General features: G+C 35.0%; 20 protein-coding genes and 1 pseudogene. All 21 read right to left on the bottom strand.

Annotation, left to right across the window (positions count from 1 at the left end; translation table 11 throughout):
• Positions 1 to 66 precede the first annotated feature (66 nt).
• The gene (locus Q326_RS0111060; protein ID WP_026895453.1) at positions 67 to 477 is read right to left on the bottom strand and encodes a hypothetical protein; all 411 of its coding nucleotides are present in this window, start codon (positions 475 to 477) and stop codon (positions 67 to 69) included.
• 160 nt (positions 478 to 637) lie between these two features.
• The gene (locus tag Q326_RS0111055; protein ID WP_026895452.1) at positions 638 to 1,618 is read right to left on the bottom strand and encodes an ABC transporter substrate-binding protein; all 981 of its coding nucleotides are present in this window, start codon (positions 1,616 to 1,618) and stop codon (positions 638 to 640) included.
• Between the two features lie 21 nt (positions 1,619 to 1,639).
• Complete coding sequence (locus Q326_RS0111050) at positions 1,640 to 2,395, bottom strand: ABC transporter ATP-binding protein (protein ID WP_026895451.1); 756 nt, start codon at positions 2,393 to 2,395, stop codon at positions 1,640 to 1,642.
• Complete coding sequence (locus Q326_RS0111045; protein WP_026895450.1) at positions 2,358 to 3,260, bottom strand: ABC transporter permease; 903 nt, start codon at positions 3,258 to 3,260, stop codon at positions 2,358 to 2,360. Before Q326_RS0111045 ends, Q326_RS0111050 begins: the two co-directional genes overlap by 38 nt.
• 371 nt (positions 3,261 to 3,631) lie before the next feature.
• Positions 3,632 to 4,069, bottom strand: coding sequence for a methyl-accepting chemotaxis protein (locus Q326_RS19015; protein ID WP_284071435.1), 438 nt, complete (start codon positions 4,067 to 4,069; stop codon positions 3,632 to 3,634).
• Between the two features lie 132 nt (positions 4,070 to 4,201).
• Positions 4,202 to 4,566 (bottom strand): annotated as a pseudogene (locus Q326_RS19010) (PocR ligand-binding domain-containing protein); the annotation flags it as partial.
• 152 nt (positions 4,567 to 4,718) lie between these two features.
• The gene (locus tag Q326_RS17180; protein WP_051531400.1) at positions 4,719 to 5,264 is read right to left on the bottom strand and encodes a BMC domain-containing protein; all 546 of its coding nucleotides are present in this window, start codon (positions 5,262 to 5,264) and stop codon (positions 4,719 to 4,721) included.
• Between the two features lie 105 nt (positions 5,265 to 5,369).
• The gene (locus tag Q326_RS0111030) at positions 5,370 to 6,206 is read right to left on the bottom strand and encodes a DUF7973 family transport facilitator (RefSeq protein WP_026895449.1); all 837 of its coding nucleotides are present in this window, start codon (positions 6,204 to 6,206) and stop codon (positions 5,370 to 5,372) included.
• A gap of 90 nt (positions 6,207 to 6,296) precedes the next feature.
• On the bottom strand, positions 6,297 to 7,703 hold the full coding sequence (locus tag Q326_RS0111025; protein ID WP_026895448.1) for an aldehyde dehydrogenase family protein: 1,407 nt from the start codon (positions 7,701 to 7,703) through the stop codon (positions 6,297 to 6,299).
• 5 nt (positions 7,704 to 7,708) lie between these two features.
• A complete protein-coding gene (locus Q326_RS0111020; protein WP_034601946.1) occupies positions 7,709 to 8,695 on the bottom strand; it encodes a cob(I)yrinic acid a,c-diamide adenosyltransferase in 987 nt (328 codons plus the stop codon).
• Between the two features lie 13 nt (positions 8,696 to 8,708).
• Positions 8,709 to 8,978: a EutN/CcmL family microcompartment protein gene (locus Q326_RS0111015; protein ID WP_026895446.1), complete on the bottom strand. Its 270-nt coding sequence runs from the start codon at positions 8,976 to 8,978 to the stop codon at positions 8,709 to 8,711.
• Positions 8,979 to 8,991: 13 nt separating this feature from the next.
• Complete coding sequence (locus tag Q326_RS0111010; protein WP_026895445.1) at positions 8,992 to 9,732, bottom strand: flavoprotein; 741 nt, start codon at positions 9,730 to 9,732, stop codon at positions 8,992 to 8,994.
• Between the two features lies 1 nt (position 9,733).
• A complete protein-coding gene (gene eutJ, locus Q326_RS0111005; RefSeq protein WP_026895444.1) occupies positions 9,734 to 10,564 on the bottom strand; it encodes an ethanolamine utilization protein EutJ in 831 nt (276 codons plus the stop codon).
• Positions 10,565 to 10,577: 13 nt separating this feature from the next.
• Entirely contained in the window at positions 10,578 to 11,219 is a 642-nt protein-coding gene (pduL, locus tag Q326_RS0111000) for a phosphate propanoyltransferase (protein WP_026895443.1), read from the bottom strand.
• Positions 11,220 to 11,254: 35 nt separating this feature from the next.
• Positions 11,255 to 11,536, bottom strand: coding sequence for a propanediol utilization microcompartment protein PduA (gene pduA, locus Q326_RS0110995; protein ID WP_026895442.1), 282 nt, complete (start codon positions 11,534 to 11,536; stop codon positions 11,255 to 11,257).
• Positions 11,537 to 11,538: 2 nt separating this feature from the next.
• Positions 11,539 to 12,120, bottom strand: a complete 582-nt coding sequence (locus tag Q326_RS19085) for a BMC domain-containing protein (RefSeq protein ID WP_026895441.1) — start codon at positions 12,118 to 12,120, stop codon at positions 11,539 to 11,541.
• 3 nt (positions 12,121 to 12,123) lie between these two features.
• A complete protein-coding gene (locus tag Q326_RS0110985; RefSeq protein ID WP_026895440.1) occupies positions 12,124 to 12,597 on the bottom strand; it encodes a glycerol dehydratase reactivase beta/small subunit family protein in 474 nt (157 codons plus the stop codon).
• Positions 12,590 to 14,416, bottom strand: a complete 1,827-nt coding sequence (locus Q326_RS0110980; RefSeq protein ID WP_026895439.1) for a diol dehydratase reactivase subunit alpha — start codon at positions 14,414 to 14,416, stop codon at positions 12,590 to 12,592. The genes Q326_RS0110985 and Q326_RS0110980 overlap by 8 nt, the downstream gene beginning before the upstream one ends.
• 30 nt (positions 14,417 to 14,446) lie before the next feature.
• A complete protein-coding gene (locus tag Q326_RS0110975; RefSeq protein ID WP_026895438.1) occupies positions 14,447 to 14,971 on the bottom strand; it encodes a diol dehydratase small subunit in 525 nt (174 codons plus the stop codon).
• Between the two features lie 18 nt (positions 14,972 to 14,989).
• On the bottom strand, positions 14,990 to 15,649 hold the full coding sequence (locus tag Q326_RS0110970) for a propanediol/glycerol family dehydratase medium subunit (protein ID WP_026895437.1): 660 nt from the start codon (positions 15,647 to 15,649) through the stop codon (positions 14,990 to 14,992).
• 28 nt (positions 15,650 to 15,677) lie between these two features.
• Entirely contained in the window at positions 15,678 to 17,345 is a 1,668-nt protein-coding gene (locus Q326_RS0110965) for a propanediol/glycerol family dehydratase large subunit (protein WP_026895436.1), read from the bottom strand.
• Positions 17,346 to 17,494 lie beyond the last annotated feature (149 nt).

Here is a 17,494-nt window from a genome sequence, read left to right as displayed (position 1 = left end):
ATGACTACATAGTCATGTGACTTTGTAGTCATATTTTATTCCATACCTTTATATTTGTCAAGTTTTTTACTTGGCTGTCTTCAATACCTGTAATCTTATTTCTTGATTTTCCACTTTATCTGTCAATTTATCTAATTTATGTCTAATATCTGTTATTCCTTCAATACTTTGCTTATATCCATCATATAGTGCTCTATCATTTTCATCCATCTTATTTTCAAGTCTAAGAAACCCTTGCCGCATTTCAGTTTCCATGCCTTCCATTCTGGATTCCATGCCTTCAATTTTGCCTTCCATGCCTTCAATTTTGCCTTCCATGCCTTCAATTTTGCCTTCCATACCTTCCATTCTGCCTTCCATGCCTTCCATTTTGCCTTCCATGCCTTCCATTCTGCCTTCTATACCTTCCATTCTGCCCTTCATATCCTGCACTTCAATATACACTTTTTCTAATAATTCAAACATCTTTTCTTCCATAAAATCCCTCCACATTTGCATACTGATTCACAGCATAATTTCCTAATTACTTACATCTATACTATACCATTTAGTACAGATATCTTCAACTGCTTTTGATTACATATGGCATAGGCAAAATTCATATCCCACTTATAGAAGATGGTTAGCTATACTGCATCTATTCTTTTGTATTGATATAAATTATATTTTCATCCTGTGGTTTATCAATGCCTAGGGCCTTTAAGGAATCTTCATTTACTATTATCTCCATCTCATCCATCATTGTTACAGGCATTTTAGAAATATCTTCTCCATTTAATACCTTTACAGCCATTTCACCTGTCTTATATCCCAAATCATAATAATTTATTCCTTGGGTAACCAATGCTCCCAATTCTACTGAGCCCTTTTCAGATGCTATAATAGGAATATTTTTTTTCATAGTCTGCTGAACTATTACAGGCATTGACGATACCACCAATTGGTCAGTAGGTACAAATAATACATCTATATCTTTGGTTAAACTTGATATAGCCTGATTTACTTCATTGGTACTAGTCACTCCAACCTCCACAATTTTATACCCATATTCATCTGCACTTTCCTTCAATTTAGACACCTGTACCTGAGAATTTACTTCACTGGTATTATATATGACCCCTATGTTAGTAGCATTGGGAACAAATTTTTTAATTAAATCCATCTGTTTTTCCACAGGTATATAATCTGATGTACCAGAAACATTAGTATTTGGCATTTCTAAAGATTCAACTACCCCTGCTGCCACAGGGTCTGTTACAGAACTAAATAAAATAGGTATATCTTTAGTAGCATTATATGACCCTTGTACTGATCCAGTAGCTATGGCAAATATTAACTCTTTATCCTTCGATACAAAATTTTTAGCTATAGTCTGGGCTGTAGCCAAATCTCCCTGGGCATTCTGATATTCGATTTCTATATTATCTCCATTCTTGTAACCATTATCCTCTAGGGCCTTTAGAAATCCTTCCCTATTTTCATCCAATGCACTATATTCTACTATTTGACTTATTCCTATCTCTATCTTCTTCTGAGCTGAATCAGTCTTCCCACACCCTGCCAATACCAATATTCCTAAGACTGTCACTATAATTATTTTAATCATATTTCTTATCATCTTTATCATCTCCCTTTTAATTTATACTGCATATTCAAATTTTGACAATATATCTTCTATAGTTATTTTTCTCTTTTCTTCTTCATAGGCATCTAATATAATCTCTCCATTATGAAGCATTATTAGCCTGTTTCCATATTCTAATGCATGTTTTAAATTATGGGTAACCATGAGTGTTGTTATATTTCTTTCATTGACTATCCTCTCAGTCAAATCCATAATTTCATTTGAGGTCTTAGGATCCAAGGCAGCTGTATGTTCATCTAAAAGCAATATATTAGGTGATGATATAGTTGCCATAACCAATGATAATGCCTGTTTTTGTCCTCCAGAAAGATATCTAACTTCTACATCCATATATCTTTTTAAGTTTAATGGTACACCATCTAATATCCCTTCCAAATATTCATCACTATGTCTAAGACATCTCCTCAAATTTAATAATCTTCCTTTATTTAATGCCATGGACAGATTTTCCCTTACTGTCATCGAAGGACAGGCGCCCATATCTGGTGACTGAAATACCCTACTCAATATTTGAGTTCTCTTATGCTGGGGCATATCAGTAAGTATTTCATCTTTTAAGCTTATTCTACCTAAAGAAGGCTCTATGATCCCCGATATTATGTTGAGTAATGTGGACTTCCCAGCTCCATTGCTCCCTATAATACTTACAAAATCTCCTTTATTAATCTCTAATGACAGATTGGAAAATATTATATTATCTTTACCATAGGGATTATGAAATCTCTTTGATAGACTTTCCACTTTTAACATTTAACCACCCCCTTACAGATCGTCTTTTTAATGATATCTTCTGTCTAAATTGTCCAGATGCCAAAAATAGTATTATTACTACAGATGTAATCATCTTTAAATCTGTAGCACCTAATCCCATATTCATGGCTAAATATATAGTAATTTGATATACAATAGTACCCAATAAAATCTTACTACTTTCCTTTATCTTATTTATCCCTTGTAATATTACTTGCCCTACTATGATAGATGCAATACCCAATACCAATGTCCCTATCCCCATGGATGCATCTGCAAATCCTTGATATTGTGCCATAATTGCCCCTGATAAACTTATCAATCCATTGGAAATCATCAATCCAAATATCTTTACCTTACCTATTTCTATACCTAAAGACTTTACCATCTGGGCATTATCTCCAACAGCCTTCAATGTATATCCCAGTCCTGTATTTAAAAATGTATCTAAACTTAATTTTACTAAAACTATCATTACTATGGAAAATATCAATGGGTTATCTATAATTGTAAAGACATGCCTCTCATTAAACAAAGGTATATTGGCCTTTCCCATAATCCTTAAGTTTAGTGAATATAAAATACCCATAACCAAAATTCCCGACAAAAGATTAGATATTCTGGCCTTCACATGGAGTATCCCTGTCAAAAGTCCTGCCAAGAGCCCTGCTAATATTGCCAATATAGTTGCGACTATTGGAGATATACCATATCCCAACACTACCGCTACAATGGCACCTCCCAATGCAAAACTTCCATCTGCCGACATATCAGGAAAATCTAAAATACTATAGCTTATATATACTCCCAATACCATGACTCCTAATATTAAGCTTTGAATCATAACACCTATTACTGCATCCATATACTATTGCTCCCTTCTTATATTTTTTGCAAAATAAAAAGCCACACAGACCATTTTGATCTATGTGGCTTCAATTCACATATATATTAATATATAAAAAATATTACTCAAATATAGATACACATATTTATTAAATATACGCCAACATAGATATAAACCCTAAAAAACAATTTTGTTAATCTTTTAGGGTTTATATCTATGTCTAATTAGGCATAGGTACAAACCCTATCTAAATTGGCTATTAAAAAAGAATTGTGTATATATATTCAGTAAAGTATTCATTCTTTATTCTCCTTCGAAATGATTTATAGGTATTATAACAGCTTAGAAAATATAAGTCAAGAAACTTTTTGAACATTCAAAAATCCAGATTAATTATCCCCTTTAGCAAGTTCATTTAAATTTTCCGATAGAGCTGTTATCTCCTCTATGCTTGCAGTTACTTGCTGTACGGCTGCTGCCTGTTGTTCTGTAACTAATGCAGTATTATCTCCCATTTTCACAGTATTTTTTACTGAAGATTGAATATTCTCAATAAAAGACCTTATCTCACCAACAGTTTCTTTAGACTGACTAGATAAATTTCTTATTTCTTCTGCAACGACTCCAAACCCTAGCCCTGCATTTCCAGCTCTAGCGGCTTCAATAGCAGCATTTAAACCTAGCATTTGAGTTTCATCGGCTATTTTTTTGATAAACTCTAGCACTTGGCTAATTTGTTCAGACATATCATTGACATTATCAATCTCTTTATTTAGACTATCTTGAGTATTAGTCAACTCTTGTGCCGATGCTGCCAACTCTTCCATAGTAGCTGCAATTTGACTTAAACTCTCATTTAATGTATCTGCAGCATCCTTTAATTTATATCGATTATACCAATCCTTTGCCATATTATTGGCTAAAGAATATAATACTTCAGCCGCAGCACGAATTTGATCCTTGGATACCCTCTTAACTCTCTTTGAAGCATCTATGAGGCTTGATGCATCTACCCCAATCTCCAAGGCTATTTCTCTATATTTTTTTTTCCTTGAAAATCTGCCAATACTTGCCCCCCAAGGATTGTTCCGATTAACTTGCCTTCAAGTATTATTGGTGCAGCAAAATCAATCAGTCCTGCATGACACTCATGTATAACTGGTCTGCCTGTATTTACAGCTTCTTCTCCACCTTTTTTATCACATGCTGCACATCGACTATGGCCTATTTTAGTTGAATGTACTATATCACAGAATTCTGTAAAGTTACTAGGGTTAGTTACATGGTTTCCTTCTAAATCCACGGTAATACTTGCTACCCCCACTGCTGCTGCAAAATCATCTTGTATCTTTTGTAAAAATTCCACATCAATTACATCTTGTATCTTTATATTCTCTAAACTTAAATTAGATTTCCCATTATTCACAGAAACCCTCTCCTTTTTTAAGTAATAATCTTTTGTTATATAATAAGTATTTATATACTATTTATAGTGGTTATACTGGGATAATTTATCATCTGGTAATCTATAACTCCTTTATATAATTCATCTTTACGTTTACAATATTCTACAGCATTTTTCACCGATGATACATCTCCTGTAAAAGCTAATAACCCTTTCCCTCCTATGCCATTTCCCAGTCTTATCTTTATAAGTTCCACATCTGATGAATCACATACCATATCTGCTATTAATATAGAAGAAATAACATTTCTGGTCTCTACAACTCCCAGGGCATTTATATTTTTAGGTGTTATCTTTCCCTTTATTACAGAAAACACATGGGCATTAAGATTATTTATTACTTCACTCTTTAATATAGACTTTTGTCCCAATTCATTTGCTGTATTTACTGCTATTTTTGTAGAACTAGTATTGCCCTGTACTAAAATCATATACTTTCCTGGACATATAGACCTGGCCGTTAGTACCTCCACTTCCACTTTTTTAATAATATCATCTAATATAGCTATACCCTTGGATATACTAGATAACTCTATCAATCCCAAAGATCTATTCAAACCACATCACCACTTTACTCAATTATTTAAAATTTAAATATACTAGAAACTATTTTATCATAGGAATAAGATATGCCTCAATGGAAGCATATCTTATTCTAATTACTAAAATACTATAAAGATTACAAGGCTACATATAAATATGGTAGTAGCAGGGGGATCAATATGTGTATCACAATGACTATTCACTGTTCTACCTATTAAATCTCCCAATATACTAGCTATAACTGCCGCCAATGCACCAATGAGCATATTTCCTGTCGCCATAGCCGCATACCCTGCAACCATAGTTATATGATGTGTAGTTGGAGCCTCAAATCCCATTTGAACAAATATTAATGATGCCGCACTTATACAAAATCCTAAAGTAGTGATTTCTGTCAATATTATCAAATATGATACAACTAGTCCAAATCCTAATCCTATTATTATGTCCATCACTATACTGTTAGAATCTGGTGCTATTGTCCTCTTCTGTCCATCAATATTATTGAATTTACCAAAGACACCTGTTTGTCCAAATAATATTCTAGCTATTACTCCAGATACAAACACAGTTAATGCCACTGTATCTGTAGGTATATTCATATTTACAAATAGATTATTTAATACAAATCCTATGATACCGAAAAAGCCTCCCACTAACAACACCATGGGGTCTTTACATTTATTCAATGATGTTATTATATCTAGTCCCGTCTCTAAATGTTCTCTTTTATTTCCTGCGAATGCCGCTGCAGCTACTCCTCCTGCAAAGGCAATATGAGGTCCTAATAATGTGCCAAAGGTTACATCATTCAATATGGCCGCCGAGCCTCCAGCTGCTATCACTGCTATACCTATTAGTCCTACAAATCCTGTAAATATAAATGCTGGTAATGCACCTAATGCTGCTCCCAATATACCTCCTCCAAATGCAGCAAAAATCAGTTGTACATCCATTTCCATCCCTCCTATTTTATTATTTGTTGTTTTTGAGTGTATATTTTATTGCAATCGATTTCCTTTGTAAAAGGGACAATATTGTCCCTTTTATTTAATAGAAAATCCTCCTACCAATGAGCATTTTCTCTTTCTCGCAAAACTTCTAGCTGAAGTTAATCCTTCTCCTGTAGGACCTGCTATAGTAAATGTGGCATACCCTTCTCCACCATATCCAAGCCCTGCAAATGAAGGTGCATTTTTTACAAATATGGTTGTTTCTACTTCTCTAGCAAATCTTGTTAAGTTATCTATATTTTTAGAATGCATGATAGCAGTATGTCTATTGCCTTGCTCCACTGCTACTGCTAAGTTAATCCCTTCTTCAACGTCTTTTACTCTAACTATGGGCAATATTGGCATCATTAATTCTTCTAATACAAAAGGATGATCTTTTTCTACCTCCATTATTACCGCCCTAACATCTTCTTCACATTTTATCCCTGCTGAATTTAATATAAACTTGGCGTCTTTTCCAACATATTTTCTATTTAGTCTTCCTTGTTCATCGAATACTATCTTTACCAATCTATCTATATCTGCCCTATTCTCTAGATGATATACATTTTCTTTGTTCATTGAAAATATTAGATAATCTGCCACACTATCTACTACTATTACCTCTTTTTCTGCAATACAGGGTAAATTATTATCAAAACTACATCCTGCTATTATATCTCTTGCAGCCTTTTCTATATCAGCAGTTTCATCTACCAATGCTGGTGGGTTACCTGCCCCAGCTCCTATGGCCTTTTTCCCCTTAGACATTGCTGATTTAACTACTCCTGGACCTCCTGTGGCCACAATCATCTTCACCTTTTCATGGGTCATCATCTTTTGGGCATTCTCAATACTTGGATTGTCCACTGTAACTACTAGATTATCTGGTCCTCCTGCTCTTTTGATAGCATTGTTTATTATTTCTATGGTTTTCATTGATATATTTTTAGCACCAGGATGGGGACTAAATACTACTGAATTTCCTGCTGCTATCATCCCTATACTATTACATATTACTGTCTCTGATGGATTAGTTGAAGGTGTTATTGCTCCTATTACTCCATATGGAGAAAGCTCTATCAATGCAATACCTGAATCCCCTGTATATGCCTCTGCCTTTAAATCTTCCACTCCAGGAGTTTTTTCTATTGTAAGTTTGTTTTTTACTAGTTTATCCTCATATCTTCCCATTCCACTGTCATCTACTCCCAATCTTGCCAAGAGCTCTACATTTTCCATGAGATCTTCCCTCATAGCCTTTATAATTCTACTTCTATCTTCCAAATTATATTCTTTAAAAAATCTCTTTTGAGCTTTCCATGCTGCTTCTATGGCCATATCCATATCTGAAAATATACCATTTTGGGGACTTTGTCCTTCTATAGAATGACCTTCGGTATCCATTTTTTCCAAAACTGCCTTTACTACTTTTTCTATATCCATTGTATCTATAGCCATAATTATTAACTCCTTTCAATCTCAAATACCTTTAATGCATTTAATGCTACCTTAACATCCTGTTCAACTGTGCCGCCACTTACGCCTATTCCCCCAATAATTTTTCCTTTGTGCTTCAATGGATAACCTCCACCAAAGGGAACTATTCTGCCTTTATTACTCCACTGTATGCCATATAAATTACTGTCTTCTTTTACTATATTGGCAACTTTATCAGTGGACATTTTTAGAGACAACGATGTATATGCCTTATTCATAGATATATCTAGGCTTGCCAACAAAGAGTCTTCCATCCTATGAACTAATACTATATTTCCTCCTGCATCCATCACAGTAAATACCACAGGCACTCCTATTTCTATTGCCTTTCTCTCTGCTGCCTCTGCCATCTTTTTGCTAAGTTTCAAGCTCAAATTCCATTCTATTGTATTATCTTTAAGTCTATCTAGTACCCTTGATTTTACTTCTTGAATAAAGTTATATTTTTCCTCTACCCTTGCCATTATGAATAATACATCAGATAATCTATTTAAATATTTTTTTATATTGCTATTGATTTCAACCTGATTATCCAGGGAAACTACGAGCCTCTCTGCTCTCCTAACTACGGTCCTAGCCATGTGCAGCGTCGATGCTGAAACGGCTCCCCCAGGTATTACAAAACCATCTTGCGGTTCAACCTCTGCTGTGTGTATATCTATAGTCTCTTCCAATAACTCTACATCTCTCTGAGATATTTTATCGGTAAGTTTTTCTACACCATTGGCATCACTGGCAATTTCAGCTCCCACAATAAATAATCTCTTCTGTATTTCTCTCAATTCATCTTTTATTTCTCTATTCTTTACTAGCGAATACGCTACTCCAATCATAGAATTGGCTTCATCTACTGTTCCATAGCACTCAACTTTTAGGTTGTCCTTATTAACTCTACTACCTCCAAACAAACCAGTGTCTCCTCTGTCACCAGTTTTGGTATATATCCTTCCCAAAATATCACTTCCTTTATTGAGTAACTTCAATGTTATCAATTATAGCCACTATTGATCTATCTATTGGAGATTTTTCATCATTGAAAATCTGCCTTGCAGAACTCCCAGTAGCTACCAGTACAACTTCTCCAGCACCTGCCCCTACGGAATCTATGGCTACTTCACAATTTCCTATGGGATTGTTTTTAGTATCTATTGGTTGTACTATTAAAAGTTTTTTTCCTACAAGTCCCTGATCTTTAGTGGTAGATACAACCACTCCTATTATTTTTCCTATATACATATGAAACCCACCTTTAATTTGTGGTTTTTATAGTAACTCCTATTTGTCGAGCTATATCTGTTGCAAGTTGGGTAATTATAGTGTTTTTAGAAACTAATATTTGCTGATTATTATTTTTGGCATTTATCACATCTTCTCTAGTAATCAATTTCTTCTCTAAGAAGACTTCTTTTTCTTTTTTATATTCACATTGGACAATATTTTTTTCACATTTATAGATATCCTTAGCCTCTTTTAATGCTATTCCATACTCCTTCAATATCTCTATATTGTTATTAAGCATATCCCTATAAGCTGATGATTTACTCTTTTGAGGATTACATCCATCTATAGATGCCACTATGGGGATATTTGACATTATACCCCAAGATACTAGATATGTGGCCAATGTATCCGATATACCCATTGCTATTTTTGCAGCAGAATTTCTGGTCAATGTAGGAATCACTATTTTATCTATATCCCTTTTCAAATAGTCTACATTCTCTGGAGTTCCATCCACATATATATCTGTCACATCCAGCTCTTCTTTTATCTTATCTTGGTCCAATATCTGCTGGGCACTCTCAGATAAAACTACTTTAAAGTTATAACCCTCTTTACCCATTTTTTTCAATGCATTTAAAGCATCATTACATCCTGATATTGCACCTGTAAATATCAACAATGCTTCTTTCTTTGGAGGCTGTATTTCACTATTTATTCTTTTTACTACTTCTTTTACAATAATCTCTATCATTTCATCAAAACCCAATCTATTCACCATCCCTATTACAATTTAATGCTATACCTAGGGGAGTAACTAAAAGGGGCATCGATGGTTTTACACTTTCTGTCCCTATATACTTTGTAAACACATCTTCAAATTCACTGAAGCTACATGCCCCTCCAACTATATATATCTTGTCCACAGGGTAATTGGATAGATGCCTCTTTACTATATCAGCCATTTTTTCCACCACTGGTTTTACTACTGTAAATACTTCCTTCTCCCTTTTAGCCTCTCTTTTTATATTTTCTGCCTCATCAAAGGAAAGCCTATAACTACCAGCTAACACCAAAGTCATATGGGTCCCACCTGTGGGTTCATCAGCTACATATATTACTTTTCCATCCTTCAATACACTTATACCTGTAGTACCTCCCCCTACATCTACAACTGCTCCATCGGTAATCTTTAATACTGATGCTGCTGCTGTGGGTTCGTCTACTACATTTATAACTTCTATACCTACAGATTCCACTACATTGGCTATAGCCTTTGTATTGCCTTTCAAGGTTCCTGGGGGAATGGCTACTGCTGCCTCTTTTATATCTTCTCCCAAAATATCTTCTACCTCTGCCTTCAATTCCCTGACTATATCTATGGCCTTCACGTAATCTACTACTAGTCCATCCTTTACTACCTTTGCTTCTCTAGATGCTCCTGCTATGGGGTTTCCTGCCTCATCTACCACTGCCAATACTATATTAGCTGTTCCCAAATCTATTCCTACCTTTAGATTACCCTCTTCAAATTTACTCTCTTTGTTCATTATCAGTTTATTAAATTTTTCAATGTATTCATTTACATTTGAAAGATTCATATAAATACTCCCTTTATTTTTTCACTATCTTTACCCTGTCACCGTTCTTGAGCCCTGAAGAATTTGCTTCATCCATATCTATATGCATTTCCAGATTGTATTTATCTGAAACCCTTATCAATACATTGTAAAATGCAGTCTTTCTTATTCCCTCTGTCAATACAGTCACCATATCTCCATTATTAAAGCCATGTTCTCTGGCATAATCTACAGGCATATGAATATGTCTAAGTGCCGCTATTACTCCTTGGTCTTTTTGAACCTTTCCTTTAGGCCCTTCTATAATTACTCCTGGTGTACCATCAATATCTCCAGACTCTTTAACTATGGGAATTATTCCTAGTTTGAATCCATCAGATACAGATATTTCTATTTGGGTATCTTCTCTTACAGGGCCCAATATTCTAACCCTTTCAAAGCTACCCTTGGGCCCTATTATAGTTACTGTCTCTTTAGCTGCAAATTGTCCAGGCTGACTTAAATCTTTATATTTAGTTAGCTGATACCCATCTCCAAACAACCTATATAAATCCTGCTGACTAAGATGTATATGTCTATTGGATACACCCACAGGGATACCTGTTTCATATTTCTGTATCTGTCTCTTTACTTCTTCTGTTATTTTTTCAATTAGTGCCCTATCAATCTGTGTCATAGAACTCTCTCCCTATACTTATAATCCAATCATTACTATTCTTTATCAACCTTTGGTAAAATTCTTTCTGTGTCCATATGTGGTCTTGGAATCACATGTACAGATACCAATTCTCCAACTCTTTCTGCTGCAGAAGCTCCTGCATCTGTAGATGCCTTTACTGCTCCCACATCTCCCCTTACCATTACTGTAACTAATCCTGAGCCTATCTTTTCATATCCTATTAATGTAACATTTGCTGATTTTGTCATTGCATCTGCTGCCTCTATTGCTCCTACCAATCCTTTTGTCTCTATCATTCCTAATGCTTCACCCATTATTAATTCCTCCTTTTATTTTTGTTGTGTATGCAAAGAGATCTGGATTCTCCCTTTTTTCTAGGGCATTTCGGATCCCCACAGAGATTACAGATATCTTCTTTTTTTTTATTATTTTCTTCATTTAAATCTTCTTCTACTAAAGGTTCCTGTTCTATTTTCTCTTTTTTCTGTTGATTTTCTGATGTCTCAACCTCTTTTATGTTAATAGTTTCAACTTCTTTGTGTTCTTCTTCAATTTCTTTATCTTCTTTTTCTGACTTCTTTTCTTTTTTTTCTGTCTCATCATTACATAAACCAACAGTTTCCATACTTTTAATCAATCCTTGTATTTCATCATGGGGTCTAGGTATAACAAGCTTGCTCCATACTTTATTAACTTTTTCAGCAGCAATGCTGCCCGCTTCAACTGCGGCCTTTACTGCTCCCACATCTCCTGCAATCTTTACTGTTACAAGACCACCACCTCTTGTCAACTCATATCCCAAGAGCTTAATATTTGCAGATTTAACTGCAGTATCGGCAGCCTCTATTCCTGCTGCTAAGCCAACTGTTTCTATCATACCCAGTGCAAATTTATACAAATATTACACCCCCTCACCGTATAGTTTCTTTATCACTTCCGTTACAATATCTTTTATATCTATATTTTCTTGTTTCACATTATCCTTTTCTGTATCCAATGAATTCTCAAATTTTTCTTCAATATCTTCATCCTCAAAGGATTTAAAGGGTATTCCTTTTATTAATCTAGCGCCATTGGCTCCTAATTTTCTTAGATAATCAGATCCTTCATCTATATTAATCTTAAATAAGGGCTTGTCCTTATCTAATTTTTGATAATGTAATACCACATCCCCAGTATTATCTATGCCTATTCCAACACTTAATCTAGAACTCTCTGCTGCATTATATGCCAATTCTATTGCATTATTTAAATCCTTAGAAGCACACTGATAGGGAAGTCCCTCTTCTTCTATTCCCCATATTAATGGAGTATATGAAGAATCGTCTTTTATACTATTTGAATAATATATATTTATAGTAGGTTTATTATTCATTTGCTTTCACTTCTCCATATGACAATACCAACCCTGTAGCTACTGCATTTCTGGGACCCTCTATACCTCTTATATTTGCCCTGCCCGATACTATTCCATATTGGGCTAAACTATCAGTAACTAATTGAGGAATTTCAAAATCCAGTGCTGAACCTCCCAGCAATACTACATAGTCAATATCTCTTATATTTCCCGTTGTGCTTACCATCTTAAGGGCCCTTATAGCATTGGTCACAAACACCTTTTTCTTAGAAGCCTTTCTGACCATCTTTATCTTTTCTAAGGACTCATTTATAGGGATAGGAATCATATTTTCTTCCTTCAGTATTACTACTCTCGCAAAAACTTTAGGATCCAATTGATTTTCAAAAAACTCCACCGATCCGTCTTCATGTCTTATATGAAAAAGACTTTCTACTTTAGCAAGGGGGTATTTTTTGATATCTTCAGCTAAATCTTTATCTTCTAATCCCAATTCAGTATTTATAAGCATGGTTACCATATTTCCCGCACCAGCCAAATGCATAGATGTTATTTCCATGTCCCTACTTATCAATGATGCGTCTGTGGAACCTGCTCCCATATCCAATATAGCCAATGGTGTATTACTCCCTGGTGTAGTAAGGGCACCTCTTATGGCCATATCTGCCTCTATTCCACCAACTTCAACTTCAATGCCTATCTCTTTTTCCAATTCATCTGCTATCATCTGCATTTGTAATTTATCCGACTTTACCATCGCTGCAATACCTACTGCATTTTCCATGGAAAACTCTCCTGCAAGACCTCCCTTTACCTTTTGTGGTACAAAGGTATCTACTGCCAATAAGTCTTGTATCTTTATACTATTGGGATGATGACTAGTAAGATTAGCCATTACCTGTCTTACTTTCTCTAACATGCCTCCTGCATTGGTACCCGGTTCTCCTTTTATATCTTCTATGGGGTTACATTCCCTTAATACATCCATTATTGCCGATGCACCTTCATCTACATCTATATCCATTTTTCTCTTTTTTCCCAATACATTTATCTTCCCTGAAGGAATTTTTCGCTCCTTTACATCCCCTTTAGGGGTCTTTATTACTACAGCTGATCTATTTCCTATAAGGGCTCTAGCTATAGGCACTATCATTTTAGTCTCTTGGGAGTCAAGACCAAACTCTGTTGCTATACCAAAGGGGTTAGAAAGAACTTCCACTACTCCACCAACTGGTGCTACCTCTATAGCTGTCTTTACTCCTTCATGTACCTTCTCTATCAAGGCTACCTCATCTACTATAGGAATAACCTTAGATATTCTATTATTTATAAGGACACCATCATCACTCTGTACTATAGCTCCTTGTATATCCATGCCACTTTCTATGGCCTCATTGATAATGGACGAAGCCTGTAAAAAATCCACTTCTTTTGGCACTATTACTATCAGAGGCTTTTTCTCTGTCATATTCTTTATATTTTTTATATTTATTGTATATCCCACACCTAGACCTATTCCCCCAGGTGTGGATGGATTATGTCCAATCATTGTAGATTCAGTAATTATAGTTTCAGTAATAGTTTCCATTGCCACATCACCAATTACTGGCGCTGCCTCATTTATTCTAACTAAATCTAAATCTTCAATATCTACTTTACCCTTTTTTAATGCTTGCTTAAGGGAGGCAAATACCCCATGAATATTTTCTCTAGTTCCCTTTATACCTGTGGTTTCAACTATTCCACTGGATATAAATTCCACATCGTTGTCATAAATTTTAGCTATGGCTGTTTCTGTGGTGGCATTTCCAATATCTATACCTGCTATTAATTTCATATCAAAAACCTCCCAGATACTATCAGCTAACTATTCCTTTATAAGCATGCCCCTTTTCTCATACACTTCTGCCGCTTCTTTTACAAAATCACTATTTATTACTGCACCGTATTCATTTTTCAATTCATCAGCTATCTCTAAAAGCTCTGATTTAGTAGAACGATTAGGTCTAAGGGCATTGTATATAGCTAATATCCTATCATCTGGTACTGCTATAAGCTCTGCTGCTCTTCTCAAATTTTTAGCAAAGGCATCTCTGCCTACTCCTTCAGCAACTTGTGCTTGAATCTCCAAAGTCTCTGGTGCTATCCTCACATCATTAGCATTTATTTTTCCTTCTAACACTCCGCCCAATGTTATATCGTCTAACTTTTTATCTGTAGGTGTTTTAACTAGCTCTGGTCTTTTTTTAGCCAATGGATAATCTCTATTTGGATTTATATCACTATTTAGATTCTTGCTATCAGACTTAGATTCTACTTTCTCTTCTATATTTCCACCCATTGACATCATTACTTCTTTTACAATTTCCTCTATCATTTTTTCATTATTCATTATCTTCACCTCCACATATTAAATTTCAAATTTTATCTCTTGAGTTTTAGCATTTTTATCCACATGCTCTGTTTCCTTTATGTGCAAAAGTGCCGCTAATGCCTGAAATTTTGGTCTAGCCATTTGATCATTGATTGTAGCTACTGGGTTTGGAGACTCTCCTTTGGCATATTTAGCTGCATTCTTTCCTATAGACCTATATACATCTAAAGTAATTACTGGGGCTTGGGGGAATAATTCCAAATTAGTTAATGGAAATAAATCTTTTTGGTGAATAATAATAGTTCCTTTAGACTGTAATCCTATACCTATTCCTGAGCCACTTAACTTTGCAGCATCTAATCCTATAAATGCCACATCTGAAGTTCTATTAACCCTTACAATACGTGCCTTTAATCCCTCTTCTTCTATACCAGCAATTAATTCTCTCAATACTTTATCATGGGGTAATTTATTTATAGTTTTATTTTGATATATTCCAAATGCTGGAGCGATACCTATAACTACCTCATCATTTCTAGTACCTTTTTTGGCATCTCCCAGTACTTCAAGTTTCAATCCATCTTTACAATTATCTTCTCTTTTATTGCTAATATTTGATGAATTATTATCTTTACTATTTAAACTCTTTAATACTTCATCTACTATCTCTTTAATAATTTTTTCATTAACAGCCATTATTTTACCTCCTCTCGAGCTTTTATCTCTATTCAAAATCCTCTGGACTCTTGGCATTAGGGATGTCTTTTATTTCATTCCATCTCTCTTCACTGAGTCTATATCCCGTTCCTGGTCCCATATAATCATTGCGATCGTTAACTGCACTTATTACATTAAAATCGCTGTCTATTATTGATGATGTATGAAGATAATCTCCAGAAACCCTTTGTTTTAACATATTAAGAACCCTTTGTGATATATCTTCAAATCCATTTTCATGAAGTGCCTTCACTACATCTATACCTGTTATTCCTCTTTTCATCATCTCTTCAGCAGCCTTTATATCCTGTACCATATCCCTTTCTGGCATGTCTTTACTTCCATGGGCATAAGTAGCAGCTTCTACTTCTTCATCTGTTATTTGTGGCAATCCCAATCCTTTAAATACAGCTTGAATTGCCTTAGCAGCTTTATTTCTTATACTTACAATTTCTTTTTCAGATACAGGCTTCAATCCTCCATCTACCTTTAAATCCCTTTGGATAATATTATAGTCATCAAAGTCTTCAGCATCGAAATTTGAACCAGCAAACATATTGTCATAATTAGGCACAGCACTATATCCTGAGAAAATAAAGTCTGTTCCTGGTAACATTTGCATAAGTGTCCTTGCAGTTCTTCTCATTGGTGAATGGGAGAAAGTTTGGTCATTTCCTGATGCAACTTCCATGTCTAGCATTGTTGTTATAAGATTTTCTGCCAATACAGCTCTGATTCCTGATGGTACTGAGCCCGGAACCCCTATACAACTAATGGAACCATTTTGTAGACCTTGTACTCCTGCTCCTCTAGTAACATATATACATCTTGCCTCAAGGTAAAGCATAGATTTACCTTCTGCATAACCCATCAATACTTCTGAACCAGTACCTGATGTAAATCTCATCTTAAGTCCTCTAGATGCATATGCAGATGCCAAGAATCCCTTAGACCAAGGCGTATCATCTCCATCCACAAAAACACTTTCAGTTCCATATACAGAAACAGTCTCTGCATAACAAGTTAATCCTCTCATACCAAGTTCTAACTCTGTAGCTTCCTCAACAGCACATTGGGTCAATATACCTGCCCTTCCAACCTGTGCTCCTGTCAATAACGCCAATGCATTTAATGGTGCATATCTGGCCACAGCAACTGTAGTTTCCATCTCATCGAATCCCCTCAATGCTGCCTCTGCTGCATCGGCTGCAATCTGTACAGGGTTATCCTTTACATTGGTTACATGGCATTGGTTTGAAGGTGTTTTTCTTGCCCTCATCTTTTGTAATGCCATCATCATTTCAACTACATTCATTTGCTCAACCACATCTACAATCTTAGCTGGTGTCATAGCTGTAGTTAATTTAATTATTTCTTCCCTAGGCACATCAACATTCACAATCATCTTTGCCAATTCAGTTGAATCTTTTCCCATAACTTCAACTGCTTTATCTAAATTTATAGCATAATCAGCAACAAATATATCTATCATATCAAAGTCGTTTCTAGTTTTTCCGTCTAATTCTACTACTTTTCCATTCTCTATTTTTATACTTGGCTTTGGATCATTAGGACCATTCATGGCTATCAATCCAACTTCAGGCCATTCTTTTACAAATCCGTCTTTATTTACTTCTCTTTGTTCCAATATTTCAAATCGTTTTGACCTCTTCATGATATTTCCCTCCTCGTATAATATGTTTAGAACCACTCTTAAAAGTGTTCTAAGCATATTAATTTATTTTATTTCTTATTACACTTTTACAAAGAGATATCCTAAGGCTAAAATATACTTATAGAATAATTAGCGAAGGATAATTCTTT

Origin of the sequence: Clostridiisalibacter paucivorans DSM 22131 (genome assembly GCF_000620125.1) — a bacterium.
Classification (GTDB): Bacteria; Bacillota; Clostridia; order Tissierellales; family Clostridiisalibacteraceae; genus Clostridiisalibacter; species Clostridiisalibacter paucivorans.
This window is presented reverse-complemented; position numbering and strand designations above follow the sequence as displayed.